The sequence below is a fragment of the Novosphingobium sp. AAP93 genome (genome assembly GCF_001296055.1).
Taxonomy (GTDB): Bacteria; Pseudomonadota; Alphaproteobacteria; order Sphingomonadales; family Sphingomonadaceae; genus Novosphingobium.
On record NZ_LJHZ01000065.1, the window covers coordinates 38,880 to 59,011 of the forward strand.

The 20,132-nt window shown below is 66.5% G+C and carries 20 protein-coding genes; 7 read left to right on the forward strand and 13 right to left on the reverse strand.

Going from position 1 to position 20,132, the window contains the following annotated elements; all coding sequences use genetic code 11:
* Positions 1-13: 13 nt before the first annotated feature.
* Positions 14-514, reverse strand: a complete 501-nt coding sequence (gene ybeY / locus IP83_RS10875; RefSeq protein WP_054122241.1) for an rRNA maturation RNase YbeY — start codon at positions 512-514, stop codon at positions 14-16.
* A gap of 129 nt (positions 515-643) precedes the next feature.
* Positions 644-1,717 (reverse strand): PhoH family protein, encoded by a 1,074-nt coding sequence (locus tag IP83_RS10880; protein ID WP_054122242.1) that lies wholly within the window; start codon positions 1,715-1,717, stop codon positions 644-646.
* Positions 1,718-1,951: 234 nt separating this feature from the next.
* Here IP83_RS10880 and IP83_RS20210 point away from each other — a divergent pair, with 234 nt between their 5' ends.
* Complete coding sequence (locus IP83_RS20210; RefSeq protein WP_143146683.1) at positions 1,952-2,206, forward strand: hypothetical protein; 255 nt, start codon at positions 1,952-1,954, stop codon at positions 2,204-2,206.
* A 22-nt stretch (positions 2,207-2,228) separates the two neighbouring features.
* Here IP83_RS20210 and miaB read toward each other — a convergent pair whose 3' ends face one another.
* The gene (gene miaB / locus IP83_RS10890; protein WP_054122244.1) at positions 2,229-3,569 is read right to left on the reverse strand and encodes a tRNA (N6-isopentenyl adenosine(37)-C2)-methylthiotransferase MiaB; all 1,341 of its coding nucleotides are present in this window, start codon (positions 3,567-3,569) and stop codon (positions 2,229-2,231) included.
* Positions 3,570-3,609: 40 nt separating this feature from the next.
* Positions 3,610-4,191: a TetR/AcrR family transcriptional regulator gene (locus IP83_RS10895; protein ID WP_054122245.1), complete on the reverse strand. Its 582-nt coding sequence runs from the start codon at positions 4,189-4,191 to the stop codon at positions 3,610-3,612.
* Positions 4,192-4,241: 50 nt separating this feature from the next.
* Between IP83_RS10895 and IP83_RS10900 the strand changes: the two genes are divergently transcribed.
* Both IP83_RS10900 and IP83_RS20215 read left to right on the forward strand, forming a co-directional pair.
* Positions 4,242-5,390, forward strand: coding sequence for an L-dopachrome tautomerase-related protein (locus IP83_RS10900; RefSeq protein ID WP_054122246.1), 1,149 nt, complete (start codon positions 4,242-4,244; stop codon positions 5,388-5,390).
* A 414-nt stretch (positions 5,391-5,804) separates the two neighbouring features.
* Positions 5,805-7,241, forward strand: coding sequence for a VWA domain-containing protein (locus IP83_RS20215; RefSeq protein ID WP_054122247.1), 1,437 nt, complete (start codon positions 5,805-5,807; stop codon positions 7,239-7,241).
* Positions 7,242-7,250: 9 nt separating this feature from the next.
* On the opposite strand, the gene IP83_RS10910 is transcribed toward IP83_RS20215, so the two are convergent.
* From IP83_RS10910 to IP83_RS10950, 9 genes are all read right to left on the reverse strand, one after another.
* On the reverse strand, positions 7,251-7,940 hold the full coding sequence (locus IP83_RS10910) for a class I SAM-dependent methyltransferase (protein ID WP_156309675.1): 690 nt from the start codon (positions 7,938-7,940) through the stop codon (positions 7,251-7,253).
* Positions 7,937-8,809: a 1-acyl-sn-glycerol-3-phosphate acyltransferase gene (locus IP83_RS10915; protein WP_054122248.1), complete on the reverse strand. Its 873-nt coding sequence runs from the start codon at positions 8,807-8,809 to the stop codon at positions 7,937-7,939. The genes IP83_RS10910 and IP83_RS10915 overlap by 4 nt, the downstream gene beginning before the upstream one ends.
* On the reverse strand, positions 8,781-9,203 hold the full coding sequence (locus tag IP83_RS10920; RefSeq protein ID WP_054122249.1) for a Fur family transcriptional regulator: 423 nt from the start codon (positions 9,201-9,203) through the stop codon (positions 8,781-8,783). The genes IP83_RS10915 and IP83_RS10920 overlap by 29 nt, the downstream gene beginning before the upstream one ends.
* A gap of 176 nt (positions 9,204-9,379) precedes the next feature.
* On the reverse strand, positions 9,380-9,823 hold the full coding sequence (locus IP83_RS10925) for a MucR family transcriptional regulator (RefSeq protein ID WP_054122250.1): 444 nt from the start codon (positions 9,821-9,823) through the stop codon (positions 9,380-9,382).
* Between the two features lie 176 nt (positions 9,824-9,999).
* Positions 10,000-10,488 (reverse strand): GNAT family N-acetyltransferase, encoded by a 489-nt coding sequence (locus IP83_RS10930; protein WP_054122251.1) that lies wholly within the window; start codon positions 10,486-10,488, stop codon positions 10,000-10,002.
* Positions 10,489-10,515: 27 nt separating this feature from the next.
* Positions 10,516-11,133, reverse strand: coding sequence for a tRNA (adenosine(37)-N6)-threonylcarbamoyltransferase complex dimerization subunit type 1 TsaB (gene tsaB / locus IP83_RS10935; protein ID WP_054122252.1), 618 nt, complete (start codon positions 11,131-11,133; stop codon positions 10,516-10,518).
* A 13-nt stretch (positions 11,134-11,146) separates the two neighbouring features.
* A complete protein-coding gene (locus IP83_RS10940) occupies positions 11,147-11,737 on the reverse strand; it encodes a malonic semialdehyde reductase (protein WP_054122253.1) in 591 nt (196 codons plus the stop codon).
* Positions 11,738-11,765: 28 nt separating this feature from the next.
* Complete coding sequence (locus IP83_RS10945) at positions 11,766-12,347, reverse strand: NifU family protein (RefSeq protein ID WP_054122254.1); 582 nt, start codon at positions 12,345-12,347, stop codon at positions 11,766-11,768.
* Between the two features lie 54 nt (positions 12,348-12,401).
* On the reverse strand, positions 12,402-12,716 hold the full coding sequence (locus IP83_RS10950; RefSeq protein ID WP_054122255.1) for a hypothetical protein: 315 nt from the start codon (positions 12,714-12,716) through the stop codon (positions 12,402-12,404).
* A gap of 129 nt (positions 12,717-12,845) precedes the next feature.
* Between IP83_RS10950 and IP83_RS10955 the strand changes: the two genes are divergently transcribed.
* The 4 genes from IP83_RS10955 (at position 12,846) to IP83_RS10970 (ending at position 20,132) form a co-directional block, all read left to right on the forward strand.
* Entirely contained in the window at positions 12,846-13,490 is a 645-nt protein-coding gene (locus tag IP83_RS10955; protein WP_054122256.1) for an FKBP-type peptidyl-prolyl cis-trans isomerase, read from the forward strand.
* Between the two features lie 71 nt (positions 13,491-13,561).
* Positions 13,562-16,474, forward strand: coding sequence for a pitrilysin family protein (locus IP83_RS10960; RefSeq protein WP_082364645.1), 2,913 nt, complete (start codon positions 13,562-13,564; stop codon positions 16,472-16,474).
* A gap of 96 nt (positions 16,475-16,570) precedes the next feature.
* Entirely contained in the window at positions 16,571-18,682 is a 2,112-nt protein-coding gene (locus IP83_RS10965) for a prolyl oligopeptidase family protein (RefSeq protein WP_082364646.1), read from the forward strand.
* A 76-nt stretch (positions 18,683-18,758) separates the two neighbouring features.
* Positions 18,759-20,132, forward strand: a complete 1,374-nt coding sequence (locus IP83_RS10970) for a class II 3-deoxy-7-phosphoheptulonate synthase (RefSeq protein ID WP_054122257.1) — start codon at positions 18,759-18,761, stop codon at positions 20,130-20,132.

Below are 20,132 nucleotides of genomic sequence, written 5' to 3' on the forward strand. Positions count from 1 at the left end.
CACTCCTTGGTCGCTAATTGGCCGCATATGGGTCCGCAAGGCCCATCAGCGCAAGCGCCTTTGTCTCCAAAGCCTCCATTTCCGCCGCGTCATCCTCGCCGGTTTCGTGGTCGTAGCCGGCGAGGTGGAGCAGGCCGTGGACGATGAGGTGCGCGGCATGCGCCTCGACCGCGATGCCTTTCTCCGCCGCTTCGCGCATGCAGACACCGTGCGCGAGGATGAGATCGCCGAGCATGCCCGGGGCATTGGGTGCGGCGGCGGCAGCCAGCACTTCCTCGCGGCTGAGCATCGGGAACGAGAGCACGTTGGTCGGCTTGTCCTTCGCGCGCCATTGCTTGTTGAGTGCGTGGACTTCCTCGTCGTCGGCCATGACGAGGCTGACGAGCAGGTGTTCATGCGCCAGTTCCGGCGCGACAGCTCCGGCTGCCTCCGCCGCGCGGGCGGCGAGGTCCTCCCAGTCGGTGGAAGATGGCCAGACGGGATCGATATCGAGTTCGAGCGTGGGGGCGGTCACGAGGCAGTGCAGTGCGGCGCAAGTTGCGTGAAGTGCTTCGACAGGCTCAGCACGAGCGGCTTCTTGTGGAATGGGTACAAATCAAACCTCGCTCATCCTGAGCTTGTCGAAGGATGCGTGAACGCTCTCTCACCCGTCCTTGCCCTCGTAGGCCTCGACAATGCGCCCGACGATCGGATGGCGCACCACGTCCGCGACGTTGAAGCGCACCATCCCGATGCCCTCGACACCCTCCAGGCGCTTCACCGCGTCGTTCAGCCCGCTCGCCGCCGTGCCGCCGGGCAGGTCGGTCTGCTTGGGGTCGCCGCAGATCACCATGCGGCTGTTCTGGCCGAAGCGGGTGAGGAACATCTTCATCTGCATCGGCGTGGTATTCTGCGCCTCGTCGAGGATGACGAAAGCATCCGCCAGCGTGCGCCCGCGCATGAAGGCGATGGGTGCGATCTCGATCTCGCCCGAAGCGAGCCGCCGCTCGACCTGTTCGGGCGGCATGCAATCGTAGAGCGCGTCGTAGATCGGGCGGAGATAGGGATCGACCTTCTCCTTCATGTCGCCGGGCAGGAAGCCCAGCCGCTCGCCAGCCTCGACCGCGGGGCGCGAGAGGATCAGGCGCTGGACGCTGCCGCTGATGAGCTGCGCGACCGCCTGCGCGACCGCCAGATAGGTCTTGCCGGTGCCCGCCGGCCCCAGCGCGAAGATCAGATCATCGCGGACCAGCGCGCGCATGTATTCGATCTGCGTCGCCGAGCGCGGGACAATCGTCTTCTTGCGGGTGCGGATCATGATCGGCGGCGCGCCATCGGGCGCGCCGGTGATGATCCCCTCGAGCGTCGGCTCGTTCGACATCATGATCAGCGATTCGACAGCGCCCGAGTCGACCTCATGCCCAGCGAGCAGCCGTTGGTGCATGCCTTTCAGCACATCGCGCGCGCGGGCGACAGCATCGTCCGGCCCTTCGATCACCGCCTTGTTGCCGCGCGCCGAGATATAGACGCCCAGCCGGTTCTCGATCTGCACCAGATTCTGATCGAACTGGCCGAACAGCGCGCCGAGCACGGTCTGTTCCTCGAACGCGATCTCGATCCTTGCCCTTCGTTGCTGGTCGCTGCGCGCGGCCTCGCCCTTTTGCGGATCGTTGCGGAAGGCGCCCTGCCAATCGCTGCGGGGACCTTCATCGTGCGAGCGGGAAAACTTGCGGGCCATGCGCTCCTTTCAGGATAGCTGTGCCCAGATTAGGCACCGATGCGACAGGCGCAAGACAGGTGGGGCCGAAATCGGATGATTTGCACTGTCCTGTGTCCGCAGGAGCTGATCTTGCGACACTTTGCGACCAAGATAACGGCTCGCTTAAGCAGCTGTTCCCGGCCTGTTAAGCTGATCAGGGGCAATGTGCATCGGTGGTCGCAAGCCATGCGAACCCGCTTGAAGGAGAATCCGATGCGCAAGTTTCTGCTGGCAGCCGCGTTCCTCGCGCTGACCCCTGCCATTGCCCCCGCTGCCGCCTCGGCTCACGCCGGTCCGGATGCGCGAGTCCATGCCATCCACCGCGAAGTGGTGCAGGACCGCCGCGAAGTGCGCGAGGAGCGCCGCGAGCTTCGCCATGCCCGCCGCGAGCTGCACCGCGATCATCGACAGCTTCACCGGGCCCGGGTTGCCCGTGCCCGAGCCTGGCATCGCCACCACCACGGCTGATCCTTGAGGTCCGCGCCGCCGTTCAGGCGGCGGCGCGCGCCACGAGCCGTCCACCCATCGAATTGGGTCCGGCTTCGACCAGATCGACCTCGACGAGGTCGCCCAGCGCGGCATCGCCGGTGAAGTGAACCGATTGCAGCCAGGGCGATTTGCCGAGCCACTGCCCGACTTGACGGCCCTTGCGCTCGACCAGCACTTCGCAGCGCGTGCCGACGCTGGCCTTGTTGAACGCGAGGCTGTCACGTTGGAGTGCCGCAATCAGGCGCTGCAGGCGGTCGTCCATCACCTCGGAGGCGATCTGGCCGTCCATCGTGGCGGCGGGCGTGCCGGGGCGGGCGGAGAACTTGAAGCTGAAGGCCTGCGCGTAGCGGGCCTCGGCAATGATCTGCAGCGTCTCCCCGAACTCGGCCTCGGTCTCGCCGGGGAAGCCGACGATGAAATCGCCCGAGAGCGCGATGTCAGGCCGGGCGGCGCGGACGCGCTCCAGAATGCGCAGGTAGCCCGCGGCGGTGTGGCTGCGGTTCATGGCTTTCAGCACGCGGTCGCTGCCCGATTGCACCGGCAGGTGGAGAAACGGCATGAGCTTGGGATTGAGCCCATGCGCCTCGATCAGCGCGTCGTCCATGTCCATCGGGTGGCTGGTCGTGTAGCGGATGCGGGCGAGTTCATCGATCTTTGCGAGTTCCTCGGCGAGGCCCGCGAGGCCAACCTTGCGGCCCTTGTCGTCTTCACCCGACCACGCATTCACATTCTGACCCAGCAGCGTGATCTCTCGCGCGCCGCCTTCGACGAGGGCGCGCGCTTCGCTGACGAGATCGGCCCAGGGGCGCGAAAGCTCGGCGCCGCGGGTATAGGGGACGACGCAATAGGTGCAGAATTTGTCGCAGCCTTCCTGCACGGTGAGGAAGGCGGACGCGCCCACCTTGCGGCGCTTGGGCAGCGCGGCAAACTTGGCTTCCGCCGGCATGTCCGTCTCGGTCGCGCGGCCACCGGCGGCGGCCTGCGCGACCATCGCGGGCAGGTGGTGATAGGCCTGCGGGCCGACGACGACGCGCACCGAGGGCGCGCGGGCCATGATTTCCTCGCCCTCCGCCTGTGCCACGCACCCGGCGACCGCGATCAGCGGCACGGCGCCCGCCTCGCGGCCATCCTTCACGATGCGGCCGATGTCCGAATAGACCTTCTCGGTCGCCTTCTCGCGGATGTGGCAGGTGTTGAGGACGACGAGATCGGCCGCAGAGCCTTCGTCGGCGGCGCGCATGCCTTCGGCGGTGAGCAGCTCGGCCATGCGCTCGCCGTCATAGACGTTCATCTGGCAGCCGAAGCTCTTGACGTGGAATGTGCGGGGCGGGGTCGCGGTCATCGTGGGCGCTTACGCCAATTTGCCCAAGGATAGAAGGGGGTCAGGCGGCCACGACGGCGCGGACCAAACGGTCGATCCTAGTGGTGAGCACATCGGCATCGGCCGCGCGATTGGCGATGCCGTTCGCGGCGGAAAACAGCAGCTGTGCGGTCTCCGCAGCCCATGCGCGTTCTTGTCCGGCTCGGACCAAAGCTTCGGTCAGGCCGGTCAGGATCGCCTCATCAAGCGCGGCGAAGCGGCGGGTGACGTGGGCGGCCTTGGCCTGAAACAGCTCGCCAGCGAAGGCGGAGCGCTGGACCCGCTCCTGCACGATACGGTGCTTGGCGGTGAGCGCGGCGGCGAGCGGCGCGGGGAAGGGCGCGTCTGCCGCGAGCGCGGTATGAACCGCGCTTTCCAGCGCATCCGCGATGCGTTCCGCGACCGCGACGAACACCGCCTCCTTGTCGCGGAAATAGCCGTAGAGCGTTACTTTGGACATGCCCGCCGCTTCGGCGATGGCTTCGATCGAGGTGGCCCGGAAACCCTGAGCTACGAACAGCGTTTCGGCGGCATCGAGCAGCCGTTCCCGGCGCGCGGCGCGGACCGGGGTGAGGGTGTCTTGCGTAATTGAACGATTAGGCATAGAAACGTTCATATCGTAAGAATCATGCTCCTGCAAACGGGATTGCTGCCATGGTCCGGGTTCTGCTGCGTATCGTTGCCGCGGTCGGCATTCTCCTCGGCCTCTTCGTGGTGTGGTTCTATGCGAGCTATGGCGGGACAGGGCAGCCGTTCCCGCGCATCGGCGATCCGAAACCGCGCCTGCAGGCCGAACTGATCGCGACCCTGCCCGAACCGCCCGGCAACATTGCCGTCTCCGCGACGGGCCGCGTGTTCTTCACCTATCACGCCGAGGGGCACCCGGCGATCAAGGTGCTCGAGCTGGTGAACGGCAAGCCGATCCCCTACCCGAACATGGAAATGCAGAGCGGGGATCGCAGCAAGCCCTCCTACGGCGCGGTGTTCAACATCCGCATCGACAGCCGGAACCGCCTGTGGAGCATCGATCACGGCGAGCACGGCCTGCTCGGGGCCCGGCTGGTCGCGGTCGATCTGGGCACGAACAAGCCGATCAAGCAGATCTGGCTGCCGCGCTCGGTGGCGGGGATCGGCTCTTACGTGCAGGACATGCAGATCGATGCGGCGGGGCGGATGATCTACATCGCGGATATCGGCGTGTTCAGCGGGCATCCGGGACTGATCGTGGTCGACAGCGAGACCGGCAAGGCGCGCCGCCTGCTCGACAGACATCCGGCGATCATGCCGGAGCCTTATGCCGTCAAGGCGCAAGGGCGGTTGATGCAGCCGCTGGGGAACAGCCTGTTCTGGTTCCACCCCGGCTTCGATCCCATCGCGCTCGATCGGCAGGGCACATGGCTCTACATCGGCCCGATGTCGGGCAAGATGCTCTCGCGCGTGCGGGTGGCGGATTTGGGCAACGAGAGCCTTTCGCCCACTGAGCTTGCGGCCCGCGTCGAGCCTTATGCCGAGCGCCCGCAGGCGGACGGCCTGACTATCGACAACGAAGGCAATATCTATCTGACCGGCATCGAGGACGGCGTGGTGTGGAAGCTGGGGCCGGACCGCAAACTGACGGCACTCGCGGGGCATCCGAAGATGCGCTGGCCCGATGGCCTGAGCTTCGGGCCGAACAACATGATCTACGTGGCCGACAGCGATATCCCCGACGTGATGATGCAATCGAAGGCGCACATGCGGGAGAAGGCGCCCTACTACCTGTTCCGCTTGCCCGCGGACGGGACCGCAGCAGCGGGGCAATGAGCGTGCCGGTGCGGCGTTGAAAAGCGACAAGAGCGACACTGTGTCGCTTTCAGCGTCACGCTCGAAGCAATTGTTCCAGAAGGATAAAATCTCCAAAATGGTCAAAGGCGACACAGCGCCAGAAAAGCGCTGCGGATGATCTGGCCAGACGATGCGAAAGAGCGACCTGCCCCGTGAAGGGGCCTGCGCACTGATCGCAGATCATGGCGATGTAGGAAACTCCTGCCTTGCCGCAGTGCCGCACGGCAGCGCGCGGACCAGGTCCGGAATCTGGCAGAAAATGCTTCAAAATCAAACAGTCTGAGCAGATGCAGCAGCCGAAGTGAACACGATATGTGGCGCCATGCGCGGAATCCGGCTTGCAATCCAAACTAAATAAGTAGAGTTTTGCAAACCCCATAGGGAGGTTTGCCCATGCATCGCCACGTCGTTGTTCGGAGCGTTTCCACCGTCATTCTGGGAGGCAGCCTGCTGGCACTGGCCGCCTGCAGCGAGAAAGCACCTGAGTCCGCCGCTGCGCCACAGAACAAGTATGCCATTGCAGCCGAAGAGCCCGCCACCGATGTTGCAGCGGCGCCGCCGCCAGCGATGATTCCGGCACCGCGCGCGGTCACGAAGAAATCGGAATGGAATGTCGGCGGTCTGGTCACCGGCAAGACCGAGACGACCACGACCGAACCCGTCGCCCCGCCGCCGGTCGTGATCGAACCGCCGGCCATGCCCCGCAGCAAGGTCCAGCCCCAATCGGGCCTGCTCACGGCAGGTGATGTCGATGATCTGCTCAACCCGCAGCAATATGCCGCCTATGCCGGGCGCTTCCTGCAGGCGAGCGGGCAATCGCTGCCGTTCTACGATACGCGCAGCCGGGTCGTGATCCGCGTGGTCGATGCGCGCGGGCGGCCGGTTCCTTTCGCCAGGACCGAAGTGGGCCGCCCCGGCGCACCGCTCCGCCTCGTGACGGCGGCGAACGGGACGGCCTCGTTCTACCCCCGCGCGGACCGCATCCCGCAAAAGACGACAGTCGCCGTCAACGGCAGTGCAGGTGCGGCGCGCAAGGCCGTCGCCTTGTCCAACGGACGCCTCATCGACGTGACACTGCCCGGCCTCGCCGCCGCGCCGCGCGCGATGGATCTGGCGCTGGTGATCGACACCACCGGCAGCATGGGCGACGAAATGGACTACATCCAGGCCGAGCTCGACACGATCGTCGCGCGGCTCAAGCGCAATGCCGGCCAGCTCGATCTGCGCATCGGCGTGGTGCTCTACCGCGATCAGGGCGATGACTATGTCGTCCAGTCGGCGCCCCTCACCGAAAACATCGGTTCGATCCGCGCCCTGCTTGCCCGGCAGGACGCGAATGGGGGCGGCGACATGCCCGAGGCGATGGACCGCGCCGTGGCGGAGGCGGGGCGCCTGCAGTGGCGCCCGGATGCGGCCAAGGCGGTGCTGCTGGTGACCGACGCGCCGCCGCATGAAGATGCGATCGGCGCCACGCTCGACGCGACGCAAGTGCTGCGCAGTCGGGGCGTGCAGATCGTGCCGGTCGCGGCGAGCGGGGTGGAAGACAGCGCGCAATATGTCATGCGCTCGATGGCTGCGCTGACGCAGGGGCGCTACATCTTCCTCACCGACGACAGCGGCGTGGGCGACAGCCATTCCGAACCCGATGTTGCCTGCTACCTTGTCAGCCGGCTCGATACGCTGGTTGCCCGCGTGCTTTCCGGCATCGCGACCGGGCGGCGGGTCGAGCCTCGGGAGGGCGATGTCATCCGCGCGGTCGGCGATTACGATCGGGGGCGCTGCGCCATCGCGCGGCAAGGCGATGACAAGCAGCGGCGACAGCAGGGCTGACCGTGCCGATCAGTCCCGAACGATGCGGTAAACCGAAGCGGGGGGCACGTTGCGCCAGATGCGCGTGGTGCGCTGCGCCGACAGTCCCAGCTCTGCACGGATCGCCTTGCTGACCGGGCACTTCGGGCCATACGTGAACTGGTAGAGTGCCGCTTCGGGCGTGCAGACCGCGAAGGCGGCGGCGATGATCCGCTCGACTTCCTCATCCGGGAAATTGAGCAGAGGCAACCCGCTGACGACGGCGACCGGGCGGCGGCCTTCGAGGAGGTCTGCCGTCACGCTTCCGGCCTTGCGGCACAGGACGAGCGCCTCGGGGAAAGCGGTTCGCAGGCGCTCGGCCAGCTTGGGATCGAGCTCGACGAGGATGAGGTCGCGCTCTGCCACGCCGCGGGCGATGAGGGCGCGGGTGAACACGCCGGTCCCGGGGCCAAGCTCCAGCACGGGGCCGGCGGCCGGTTCGATCTCGCGGGTGATCGCCTCGGCGAGGGCTGGGCCGCTGACGAAGCCGCCGAAGCGGCGGGGATTGGCGACGAAGCGACCGAAGCCGAGCAGGGCCTCGGGCGGGCCCTTGCGCAGCGGCTTGGGCTTGCCGCGGCGCCGGGGCTTCTTGAGCTTGATCTTGCGGCGCACCGCACTTGCCAGCTTGTCCACGACCTGGCGCGGCTTCTGCGCGATGCCGGGCTTCAGCTTCAGCTTCACGCCGCGCTCTTGGCCGCTTCGTAGCGAACCGGCGCCACATCGAAGGCGAAGGGCCGCAGCGGCTCACCCAAAGCGGCTTCGAGCGCGGGCTCGATCCGGCGGCGGGCTTCGGCAGCAATCGCTTTGCGCCCGGCGAGGCCCTGCGGATCGAACGGTTCGAGGAAGTGCACCTCGAGCCGGAACGAGCCGCGCCGCGACATGATGCGCTTGCCGTTGGAGACGCCGTCCTCGGTGCCGATCCAGCCGATCCATTCGGCGACCCGGCCGTAATCTAGCACCACCGGCTGCACCATCACGCCCGGCGGCGGCGGCTCGAGCACGCGCAGCATCGAGGTCTTGAACGGCAGCAGCGACTTGCCATCGGTGCAGGTGCCTTCGGGGAACACGGTGATCGACCAGTTGTCGGCCAGCGCTTCCTTGAGGCGATTGATCTGGTCGGCCACGCCCATGCGGTCTTCGCGGCTGACGAACACGGTGCGGTTGATCCGCGCCAGCCAGCCGACAACCGGGGCCTGCGACAATTCAGCCTTGGCGACAAAGGCGGTCCCGCTTGCCCCGCCGAGCGCGAGGATATCGACCCACGAAAGGTGGTTGGAAATGTAGAACACGTCGCGCTTGAGCGGCACGCCGTGGACCCGCACCCGCGCGCCGATGATGCGCGCGGCGCAGAACAGGAACAGCTTGGGGAAGGGCGAGCCATAGTGCACGATGCGGTAGAGGTAGTGCAGCGGCACGCAGACCAGCATCAGCAGCACGAGCAGCACGCCGCGCAGGCAAATCCGGCCCCAGCCCATCCAGGTGACGGGAGCACCGCGTTCCGGGCCGACCTTGCGGCGGGCCCTACGCCTCGCGATCAGACTTGACACCATAGAGCTCCATGCGGTGGTCGACGAGGCGGTAGCCGAGCCGTTCGGCGATCTGGCGCTGCAGCGCTTCCAGCTCGGGATCGACGAATTCGATGACCTTGCCGGTCTCGACGTCGATCAGATGATCGTGATGAGCCTCGGGCGTCGCCTCGTAACGGGCGCGGCCATCGCCGAAATCGTGGCGGTCGAGGATGCCTGCCTCTTCGAACAGGCGCACGGTGCGGTAGACCGTGGCGATGGAAATGCGCGGGTCGCGCGCGGAGGCCCGCTCGTGCAGCTTCTCGACGTCCGGGTGGTCGTCGCTCTCCGAGAGCACCTGCGCGATCACGCGGCGTTGCTCGGTGATCCTCAGACCCCGCTCTGCGCACAGCGCTTCAATGTCGATTGCCTGATGCAAGCTTGCGGCCCATCCCGGTTAGGTTGCGCGCAGCATAGTTTGCTGCGCCAATTCTTCAACCGCTGCGCAGCCGATTTGCCGGATGGATCGCGCCCGGATCGGGGAAAAGTGAACGCAGCGAGGCCCGGGGCTGGCCCGTTTCGGGCCTCGCTGGTTCTGGACCGTGTGCCGTCTGTTCAGCCGGCGGCCTTGGCGGGGCGGCCGCGCTTGGGCGCGGGCTTGCGACCGAGGCCGATCTTCTTGGCCAGTTCGCGGCGCTTTTCGGCGTAGGCGGGGGCGACCATCGGGTAGTCCGCCGGCAGGTTCCAGCGGGTGCGGTACTGTTCCGGGGTCATGTTGTAGCGCGTCATCAGATGACGCTTGAGCATCTTGAGCTTCTTGCCGTCTTCCAGACAGACGATGTGGTCGTTCTTGACCGAAGCGCGGATGGACACCGCAGGTTCAGGGGCCGGTTCTGCAGCCGGTTGCGCGGGATTGAGACCAGAGAGCGCGGCATAGACGTTGCTGATGAGCACCGGCAGGTCGTTTACCGCGACACTGTTGTTGCTCACGTGAGCGGCGACGATGTCCGAAGTGAGCGTGATCAGCGTTTCCCGCATATCGTTTTCGATTTCACTCATTGTACCCATACCTTTTACGGTTGTTATCTTCTTTTTTGCCCAGTCAAGGCTCGGTGAGTCTAGAGTAGACTGCTCCGCATATACGCTTGTGCAACAGGGATACAAACATTCCGGAGCATTCCGGTCCCTTTTCTGTCAGAAACTTCGCAAATAAGGCTTCTGACAGGTAAATATGACTAGTTATCTGCAAGATGCAGTTCCTGACTGAGGGCGTCGAGGCGTTCTCCGCTCGCTGTCCGATAGTAGCCGGGGCGAACACCTACCGTCCTGAAACCAAATCCTGTGTATAACTTGCCGGCAGGATTGTTCCGCCGCATCTCGAGAAAAAGGCGCCGAATGCCGCGCCGGCGGGCGCGAGCGATCACTTCGGTCAGCAGCGCGGCGCCGAGGCCCCGGCCGCGGTACTGGGGCAGGACTGCGAAGAGCAGCAGTTCTTCCTCGTCGAATATTGATCGGGTCAGCGCAAAACCCGCAGTCGCTGCTTCGGGATCGGGATCGATCGAGCCCTCGGCGCCAATCAGACAATAGGCGGTGCCGGTGAGCAGCAGCGAGTCAGAAACCTGACGGCGGTTCCATGCCTCGCCGAATTCGGGAGCAAAGGCACCGGCCATGACTTCCATGATCCGGTCGATATCATCGCTGCAGTCGGGTGGGACGCGGCTCATCGCGGGGCGGACCTCAGGCTGCCGCCATCATGCCGCCGGCAGCCGCGCATCGGGGGCACGGCCATAGCGGGGTACGGGATCGGCGCGCAGGCTGTCGCGGCCGAGAAGGCCAAACGCGCGCGCATCAGGCCATAGCGGATGGGCCGAGGGTTGGCTGCCACGCCGCGCTGCGAGCGCTTCGGCCTGGCTGCCGACCACGACGGGGGCCTGCGAGCGAGCCGCGACGGCCTCCGGCAGCAAGGACGCCGGTTCTGCCAGCGCCGTGCCATCGGCTGCGAAGGGCTGGAAGAACCATTCGCCGTGCCCGCCGCTCATCACCACGTCGATCGCCGCGCCGCGATGCGCCGCGCGGGCCATCGCGCCGACGAGGGCGAGGCAGGCATAGCCTTCGATCGGTACGCCCCATGCCAGCGCCAGCGCGCGGGCAGCGGCAAGGCCGACGCGGATGCCGGTGAAGCTGCCGGGGCCGGTGTTGACGGCGATGCAATCCGCGCGGCCTTTGCCGGGCAACGCGGCGATCATCGGCACGAGTTGCTCCGCGTGCCCGCGCCCGAGCATCGCGTGGGTGCCGGCAACCATGTCGCCATCATCGAGCAAAGCGACCGAACAAGCCTCTGTCGCGCTGTCGATCACCAGCCTGCGCAACCCGCGTCTCGCCTCAGGCCAGCGTGTTGAACGTGGCGAAATCGGGGCGGGGGCTGCGCGGGAAGATAGTTGCCGGATCGCCGTAGCCCAAAGTCGAGATGAAGTTCGACTTGACGCGCGTGCCTGCGAAGAAGACCTCATCGACGGCGGCATTGCTGAAGCCCGACATCGGACCCGTATCGAGCCCGATCATGCGCGCGGCGATGATGAAGTAGGCGCCCTGCAGCGTCGCATTGCGCATGGCCGATACTTCGCGCAGCGCTTCGTTGCCTTCAAACCAGCTCTTCGCATCGGCATGGGGAAACAGCCAGGGGAGCTGTTCGTGGAAATCGATGTCCATGCCGATGATGACGCTGACGGGCGCCTTGCGGATCTTGTCCGGATTGGTGCCGCCGGCGCAGGCCGCCAGCTTTTCCTTTGCCTCGCCGCTCACGCACCAGACGAGCCGCGCGGGCATCTGGTTGGCCGAGGTCGGCCCCATCTTCATCAGGTCCCAGATCGCGTGGAGCTGCGCCTCGCTCACCGGCTTGTCGAGATAGCCGTTGTAGGTGCGGGCGGAGCGAAACACCTGATCGAGCGCGGCGTCGTCGAGCGGCTGGGACATCGGTGGGAACTTTCGCGGGAGAGGCGGATCAGGCGGCGCGGACTTCGTTCACTTCAGGCACATAGTGCTTGAGCAACTGTTCGATGCCGTTCTTGAGCGTCGCGGTGGACGAGGGGCAGCCCGAACAGGCGCCCTGCATCTTGAGATAGACCACGCCCTCGCGGAAGCCGCGGTAGGTGATGTCGCCGCCGTCGTTCGCCACGGCGGGGCGCACGCGCGTCTCGATCAGGTCCTTGATCTGCTCGACGATGTCCGCGTCGGCGGGATCGTCGCCATAGTCCACATCGTCGTCGGCCTCTCCGGGGACCACGAAGTCCGCGCCTGCCGACGTGAACAGCGGCGCCTGCGCCACGAAATGATCGAGCAGCAGTGCGAGCACCTGCGGCTTGAGCGGCGCCCATTCCGATCCCGGCGCGATCGTCACCGCGATGAAGTCGCGCCCGTAGAGCACGCCCGTCACATCGCCCAGCGCGAAGAGCGCTTCGGCCAGCGGCGAGGCGGCGGCAGCTTCGGGCGAGGTGAACTCGCGCGTGCCGGAGGCCATGACGATCTCGCCCGGAAGGAACTTCAGCGTGGCGGGGTTCGGGGTGGTTTCGGTTTCGATGAACATGCCCCAGCATGTAGGCCGCCAAGGCCGGGGGTCAAGGGTTCAATCGGCCCGGTTTCACGCGCTGCGGGAGACGAGCGAGCCGCCTGAGGGCGCCAGCGCGCCGGCATAGGCGGCAGCGATGGGCGAGACTGGGGCGGCGCGCCGTTCGCGGTAGAGCGCTTCGAGGCGCTCGGCATCGCGGGCTTCGGCGGAAAAGTGATTGGCGGGTTTTGCGGTCTTGCCCGGCTTGTGGCTGCCGTTGACGCCGAACGGGCCGGCGGCGGGGTCCGCCGGATCGATATGGCGCTTGGCCCGGTCGACGTCGCTGCAATTGCGGCAGACGAAGCCGTTGACCGTGACCGGGGAGGAGTAATCGCCACTGATCGCCATGTCGACCGCAGTAGCATGCCCCCTGTCGATGGCCGGTTGGCAGGCCTTAGGCGTTAATGCGTAGGCTCTTGGCGGCGTGCAGCGTTCCGTGCTGGCACGTGTAACAAGCCTCGATTAAAGAAGCGCGCCATGATCATCATCCATCGCGGCCTCAGCCGAATCGCCCTTTCCCTGTCCCTTGCCGCGCTGGCAGCCGTGCCGGCGCTGGCCGCGCCCGCGCCGGATCCCGCTGCCGAGATCCTGCCGGTGCCGCTCACCCCGGCGATTCCTGCCGTGCAGCGCGTGTGCAATGCCACCACCGCGTCGGGCCTCGGCACGCGCGTGCTCAAGGATGCCCAGGGCCCCAAGCCCGGCGCGACGGACTACGTGCTCGTGAATTACATCGGCTACCTTTCCGCGAACGGCAACGTGTTCGATCAGAACACCTCGCAGGCGTTCCGCGCCTCTGGCGTGATCAAGGGCTTTTCCGAAGGCCTGCAGCTGATGAGCAAGGGCAGCGTGTGGCGCTTCTGCATCCCGGCGGCGCTTGGCTATGGCGACAAGGGCACCGGGCCGATCCCCGCGAATTCCGATCTCGTGTTCCAGGTCGAACTGGTCGATTTCAAGACCGAGAACGAAATCGAGGCGATGCGCGCCGCAGCTACCAAGCAGGCGGAGCAGCAGGCCGCAGCGCAGCAGGCGGCCGAGAAGCAGGCCGCTGAAGCACAGGGCGCCGCTCCGGCCGCTCCGGCAGCAAAGAAGCCCGCTCCGGCGGCGAAAAAGCCGAAGACGTAATCTTCGCTAGGGCACGGGAATGAGGGACCAATTCACTGGTCCTTCATTTCTTGCCGTCCTATACAGCGTTCATGGCTTTTCTGTCCCGGTTCGCCCCGCGTTCGCCCCGTGCTCTCGCTCCCGTTGTTTCCGCCGTCCTGATCGGCCTGCTCGGGGTTCCTTCACAAGTCCTTGCCAAGGCCCCCGCACGGCCCGCGGCGGCCCCGAAAGCGGCGACCGGCTCCGTCCCCTGGCTCTATCGCGGCAGCGATGTGCCGCAGGACAAGGCGTGGATCTTCGGCGTCCTCCCCAATGGCCTGCGCTATGCGGTGCGGCGCAACGGGGTGCCGCCGGGCCAGGTCTCGGTGCGCGTGCTGGTCGATGCGGGCTCGCTTTACGAGACCGATCCGCAGCGCGGTTATGCCCACCTGATCGAGCACCTCACCTTCCGCGATTCGAAGTATCTCAAGGCGGGTGAGGCGATCCCGGCATGGCAGCGGCTGGGCGCCACCTTCGGCAGCGACACCAATGCCGAGACGAGCCCGACGCAGACCGTCTACAAGCTCGACATTCCCGATGTTTCGCCCGCCAAGCTGGATGAAACCTTCCGCCTGCTTTCGGGCATGATCACCGCGCCCATCTTCACCGACGTGGGCGTCAAGACCGAAGTGCCGATCGTGCTCGCCGAGATGCGCGAGCGCTCCGGCCCGCAGACGCGCATTCTCGACGGCACGCGCGCGGTGTTCTTTGCGGGGCAGCCGCTTGGCGTGCGTTCGCCCATCGGCACCGAGGAAACGCTGAACGCGGCGACCCCGGCCAAGGTCAAGGCCTTCCACGATGCGTGGTACCGGCCCGACAATGCGGTGGTCGTCGTCGCCGGCGATGCCGATCCGCAGGCGCTGATCGCGCATATCAAGCAGTGGTTCGGCACGTGGAAGGGCACTGGCAAGCGCCCGCCGCTGCCCGATTTCGGCGCGCCCAAGCCTCCCGTCGGCGGTGATCCGGCCAATCCGGTGGGCGAGGCCAAGGTCATGGTCGAGCCCGACCTGCCGCGCGTGTTCAACTATGCCGTGCTGCGTCCGTGGCACAAGGTGAACGACACGATCGTCTACAACCAGGGCCTGATGATCGACCGCCTCGGCATCGCGATCATCAACCGCCGCCTCGAAGGCCGCGCGCGCGCCGGGGGCAGCTATCTGGCTGCCTCGGTCGAACAGCAGCGCATCAGCCGCTCTGCCGATGCGACGCTGGTGACGGTGACGCCGCTGACGGACGACTGGAAGGCGGCGGTCAAGGATGTCCGCGCGGTGATCGCCGATGCGCTCGCCACCCCGCCGACCGAGGAGGAAATAGCCCGCGAAGTCGCGGAGTTCGACGTCGCTTTCAAGGTGCCGGTCGAGACGCAGGAGACGCTCGCCGGATCGAAAGTGGCCGACGACATCACCGATGCGGTCGACATCCGCGAGACGGTGGCCAATCCCGATACGGTCTACAGCATCTTCCGCTCGTCGATCCCGCTGTTCACGCCTGCCGCCGTGCTCGAACACACCCGTACATTGTTCAAGGGTACGGTCGTCCGCTCGGTGATGATCACGCCCAAGGCGTCGGACGGGACCGAGGCGGACTTGCGCACCGCGCTGCTGGCGCCGGTCGCGCCTTCGTCGGCCAGCCGTCTGGCGGCGAGTTCTTTGAGCTTCAAGGATCTCCCGGCGATCGGCACGCCGGGGACCGTGACCAATGCGGAAGGCACCGGCTTGCTCGGGATCGAGCGGATCGAGCTTTCCAACGGGGTCAAGGCGCTGCTCTGGGCCAACCAGGCCGAGCCTGGCCGCGTGATCGTGCGCGTCCACTTCGGCGGCGGCTATGCGGTGATCGATCCCAAGGATGCGGTCTATGCCTCGCTGGGCGAGACCGCGCTGATGGACAGCGGCTTCGGCAATGTCGGCCGCGAGGATCTCGACCGGCTGGCGACGGGCCGCAAGCTCAGCCTCGATTTCGATATCGACGATACGAGCTTCAAGTTCTCGGCCGATACGCGCCCGGCAGATCTTGCCGACCAGCTGTACCTGTTCGCGGCAAAGCTTGCGATGCCGCGCTGGGACCCCAATCCGGTCGTGCGCGCGCAGGCGGCGGCCCGGCTGGGGTACGAATCGACCAATGCTTCCGCGGCCTCTGTGCTGCAGCGTGATCTGGGCTGGCTGCTCAAGGACGGCGATCCGCGCTATGCCGTGCCCAATCCGGCGGAGATTGCCAAGGCGAGCCCCGAAGGCTTCCGCCGCGTGTGGTCGGCGCTGCTCAAGCAGGGGCCGATCGAGGTCGATCTGTTCGGCGATTTCAACCGCGAGGAAGCCGTCGCTGCGCTTGAGCGGACGTTCGGAGCGCTGCCGCAGCGCGATCCGGCCCCTGCCACCGGCTTTGCGCCCAAGGTCCCCGCACCGGTCGGCGATCCGTTGACGCTGAACCATCACGGCGATGCCAACACGGCGGCGGCGCTGGTCGCCTGGCCCACGGGCGGCGGCAGCGCGGGTTTCCATGAAGCGCGCCAGCTCGAACTGCTCAGCCAGGTGTTCAACAACCGCCTGTTCGATGCGATGCGCGAGAAGATCGGCGCGAGCTATGCGCCGCAGGTCAATTCCAGCTGGCCGCTCGATCTGCCCTCGGGCGGCTATCTCGCGGCGACCACCCAGCTGCGCCCCGGTGATCTGACGGCGTTCTTTGCCGCCTCCGACAAGATCGCCGCCGATCTCGCCGCCACCCCCGCGACGCCGGACGAGATTGCGCGCGTGACCGAGCCGATGAAGCAGCTGATCACCCGCGCCAGCACCGGCAACGGGTTCTACATGTACCAGCTTGAGGGCGGAGCGCTGGAGCCGGAGAAGTTTGACCAGTTGCGCTCGATCCTGACCGACTACAGCGCGATCACGCCCGAGCGGCTGCAGCAGCTGGCCAAGCGCTATCTGGTGCCGGACAAGGCGTGGCGGCTCAAGGTCGTGCCGGGGAAATGACGGGTGTCGCGAGGCTGACCCAACCGCTGCAAGTCCCCGTTGAATGGCGACCCCGGCCCCGATACCTTCACACACTGGATACCATGGAGTGGTTCGATGCGGCACCTCACCCGGTTTGCGGCGCTGTTTCTGGCAGCCGGGGCTGCGCCGCTAGCGGCACAGACCGTGGTTGATCCGGCCGTGGCTGATCCGGCCGACCCGTACATCTGGCTTGAGGACGTCGCTGGTGCGCGCGCGATGGAGTGGGTCGACGCGGAGAACGCCCGCTCTCTCGCCGTGCTGGAGCGCGATCCGCACTACGCCGGGTTCTATGCCGATGCGCTGAAGATTGCGGAAGCGACCGACCGTATCGCCCTGCCGCGCCTGATCGGCGGGCAGATCGCGAACCTGTGGCAGGATGCGGGCCACGTCCACGGCGTCTGGCGGATGACCAGCCCGGTCGACTACGAGAAGGCGGAGCCGGCGTGGCAGACGCTGCTCGATCTCGATGCGCTGTCGGCGGCGGAAAAGGCCAATTGGGTCTGGGCGGGTGCGGATTGCGAACCGCTGGCCGAGAAGCGGTGTCTTGTGGCGCTGTCCGACGGCGGGGAGGACGCCAACACGCTGCGCGAGTTCGATCTGGCGAGCCGCAGCTTTGTCGATGGCGGCTTCGTGCTGCCCAAATCCAAGCAGTGGGTCAGCTGGGAAACGCCGGACAGCCTGATCGCCGCGCGCGACTGGGGGTCGGGGACGATGACGGCGAGCGGCTACCCGTTCGTGGTCAAGCGCGTGCGGCGCGGTCAATCACTTGAGGCCGCAAGCGAAGTGTTCCGGGGCAAGCCGGACGACGTCTTCGTCATCCCGCGCAGCTTCACCGATGGCGCCGGCCATACCGAAGTCGTCATCACGCGCGGGATCACCTTCTTCGAGGCGGAATTCGTGCGCATGACCGCGAAGGGCGCAATGCCGCTTGCCGTGCCGCGCAAGAGCACCGTCAAGGGTCTCGTGGATGGCCGTCTGATCTTCCAGGTGGACGAGGCATGGACGCCTGCGGGCGGCGCGCCGATCCCGGCGGGCGCCCTCGTCGCGGTCGATCCCGAGAGCAAGGCCGCGCCGGAAGTGGTTTTCGCGCCCGGACCGCGCCAGTCGATCGATGGCGACGAAGTGCGCGTGACCAAAGGCCGGGTGCTTGCCGCGGTGTATGACAACGTGCGCGGGCGGGCGATGGTGTTCACGCGGACCGCCACCGGCTGGCGGCAGAGCATTCTGCCCCTGCCGGAAAATGCCGCGATCGGCGTGGTCTCGAGCGACCGTACGTCCGATGTGGCCTATGTCTCGGTGCAGAGCTACCTGCTGCCGACCTCGCTCTGGAAAGTCGATGCCGCTGCCGCCACGGCGGTGCAGATCAAGCAGACCCCGGCGCGCTTTGCGGCGGACGGGCTGGTCACCGAGCAGTTCGAGGCGACTTCGAAGGACGGGACGAAGATTCCCTACTTCATCACCCACCGCGCCGACATGAAGCTCGACGGTACGACCCCGACGCTGATGACGGCTTATGGCGGGTTCCAGGTCTCCTACACGCCGCACTACAGCGGAACCACCGGAAAGCTCTGGCTCGAGCGCGGCGGCGCCTTCGTTGTCGCCAATATCCGCGGCGGGGGCGAGTTCGGCCCGGCGTGGCACGAGGCGGGGCTCAAGACGAAGCGGCAGGTGATCTACGACGATTTCGCCGCGGTCGCCGAAGACCTCATGGCGCGCAAGATCACCAGCCCGAAGAAGCTCGGCATCTATGGCGGCTCCAACGGCGGCCTGCTGATGGGGGTGGAACTGACCCAGCGCCCGGATCTGTTCGGCGCGGTCAGCATCCAGATCCCGCTGCTCGACATGCTGCGCTATGAAAAGCTCTCGGCCGGGGCCTCGTGGGTCGGCGAATATGGCACGATGGCCAATCCGGACGAGAAGGCGTTCTGGCTCAGGACCTCGCCCTATTCGAACCTCAAGCGCGGCGCGGCTTATCCCGAAACGCTGATCTGGACGACGACCAAGGACGACCGCGTCGGCCCGGTGCAGGCGCGCAAGTTTGCGGCGCGGATGAAGGAGTACGGCCTGCCCTATCTCTACTACGAGAACACGGCGGGCGGGCACGGCGCCGGGGCCAATCTCAAGGAGTCGGCACGGACCATCGCGCTCGAAATGGTCTACTTCCAGCGCCGCCTGATGGAACATTGATTCAAGGCCGCCCCCAAACCTTTGCATTTGTGTCCCGGTACCGCTAAACGCGCGCGTCTTTACGAAAGCGAGTACCGTGGCAACGAACTGGAATGCGAACAGCTGGCGCGCGGCAGAGGCCAAGCACCTGCCCACTTATCCCGATGCGGCAAAGCTTGCCGCGGTCGAGGAAACGCTGACCCGGTTTCCCCCGCTGGTGTTTGCCGGTGAAGCGCGCGCGCTGAAGGCCGATCTCGCGGAAGTCGCGGCCGGCCGTGGTTTTCTGCTCCAGGGCGGGGACTGCGCGGAGAGCTTCGCCGAGTTCCACCCGAACAACATCCGCGACACGTTCCGCGTGCTGCTGCAGATGGCGGTCGTCCTCACCTTCGCCAGCAAGCAGCCGGTGGTGAAGGTGGGCCGCATGGCCGGCCAGTTCGCCAAGCCGCGCTCCTCGCCGGTCGAGAAGATCGGCGATCTTGAGCTGCCGAGCTACCTTGGCGACAATATCAACGGCATCGAGTTCAACGCCGAGAGCCGCATTCCAGATCCCGAGCGCATGCTGCGCGCCTATTCGCAGGCGGCGGCCACGCTCAACCTGCTGCGCGCGTTCTCGACCGGCGGCTATGCCAACTTGCGGCAGGTCCACCAGTGGACGCTCGACCATATCGGCAAGAGCCCGTGGGCCGCGAAGTTCGGCGAGATGGCCGACAAGATCGGCGAAAGCCTCGACTTCATGGAGGCCTGCGGCGTCAATCCTGCCACGGTCCCGCAGCTGCAGGGCACCAAGTTCTACACCAGCCACGAAGCGCTGCTGCTGCAGTACGAACAGGCGATGACGCGGCAGGATTCGCTCACCGGCCAGTGGTACGACACCAGCGCGCACATGCTGTGGATCGGCGATCGCACCCGCTTCGAGGCTTCCGCGCATGTCGAGTTCCTGCGCGGCGTGGGCAATCCCATCGGCATGAAGTGCGGGCCGAGCCTTACGCCCGATGCGCTGCTGCGCATGCTCGATACGCTGAACCCGGGCCGCGAGCCGGGCCGCATGACGCTGATCAGCCGTTTCGGGCATGACAAGGTCGAGGCCGGCCTCCCGCCGCTCGTCCGCGCCGTCGCGCGCGAAGGGCATCCGGTGGTGTGGTCGTGCGATCCGATGCACGGCAACGTGATCAAGGCCGACAACGGCTACAAGACCCGCCCGTTCGACCGCATCCTCAGCGAGGTGAAGGGCTTCTTCGCCGTCCACCGCGCGGAAGGGACGCATGCCGGCGGCATCCATATCGAAATGACCGGGCAGGACGTGACCGAGTGCACCGGCGGCGCGATCGCCATCACGCAGGATGCGCTGGCGGACCGCTATCACACCCACTGCGACCCGCGCCTCAACGCGGCGCAGTCGATCGAGCTGGCATTCCTGCTGGCCGAGGCGATCAACCTCGAACGCGCCGAACGCAAGGCCGAAGCGGCCTGA

Coding starts and splice junctions, on each gene's coding strand:
- IP83_RS10960 (WP_082364645.1), top strand. CDS start 13,562: ATGGCTTTTCTGTCCCGGTTCGCCCCGCGTTCGCCCCGTGCTCTCGCT.
- IP83_RS10925 (WP_054122250.1), bottom strand. CDS start 9,823: ATGAGTGAAATCGAAAACGATATGCGGGAAACGCTGATCACGCTCACT.
- IP83_RS10880 (WP_054122242.1), bottom strand. CDS start 1,717: ATGGCCCGCAAGTTTTCCCGCTCGCACGATGAAGGTCCCCGCAGCGAT.
- IP83_RS10915 (WP_054122248.1), bottom strand. CDS start 8,809: ATGGTGTCAAGTCTGATCGCGAGGCGTAGGGCCCGCCGCAAGGTCGGC.
- IP83_RS10955 (WP_054122256.1), top strand. CDS start 12,846: ATGATCATCATCCATCGCGGCCTCAGCCGAATCGCCCTTTCCCTGTCC.
- IP83_RS10965 (WP_082364646.1), top strand. CDS start 16,571: ATGCGGCACCTCACCCGGTTTGCGGCGCTGTTTCTGGCAGCCGGGGCT.
- IP83_RS10900 (WP_054122246.1), top strand. CDS start 4,242: ATGGTCCGGGTTCTGCTGCGTATCGTTGCCGCGGTCGGCATTCTCCTC.
- miaB (WP_054122244.1), bottom strand. CDS start 3,569: ATGACCGCGACCCCGCCCCGCACATTCCACGTCAAGAGCTTCGGCTGC.
- IP83_RS10945 (WP_054122254.1), bottom strand. CDS start 12,347: ATGTTCATCGAAACCGAAACCACCCCGAACCCCGCCACGCTGAAGTTC.
- IP83_RS10940 (WP_054122253.1), bottom strand. CDS start 11,737: ATGTCCCAGCCGCTCGACGACGCCGCGCTCGATCAGGTGTTTCGCTCC.
- IP83_RS10930 (WP_054122251.1), bottom strand. CDS start 10,488: ATGAGCCGCGTCCCACCCGACTGCAGCGATGATATCGACCGGATCATG.
- IP83_RS10895 (WP_054122245.1), bottom strand. CDS start 4,191: ATGCCTAATCGTTCAATTACGCAAGACACCCTCACCCCGGTCCGCGCC.
- IP83_RS20210 (WP_143146683.1), top strand. CDS start 1,952: ATGCGCAAGTTTCTGCTGGCAGCCGCGTTCCTCGCGCTGACCCCTGCC.
- IP83_RS10950 (WP_054122255.1), bottom strand. CDS start 12,716: ATGGCGATCAGTGGCGATTACTCCTCCCCGGTCACGGTCAACGGCTTC.
- IP83_RS20215 (WP_054122247.1), top strand. CDS start 5,805: ATGCATCGCCACGTCGTTGTTCGGAGCGTTTCCACCGTCATTCTGGGA.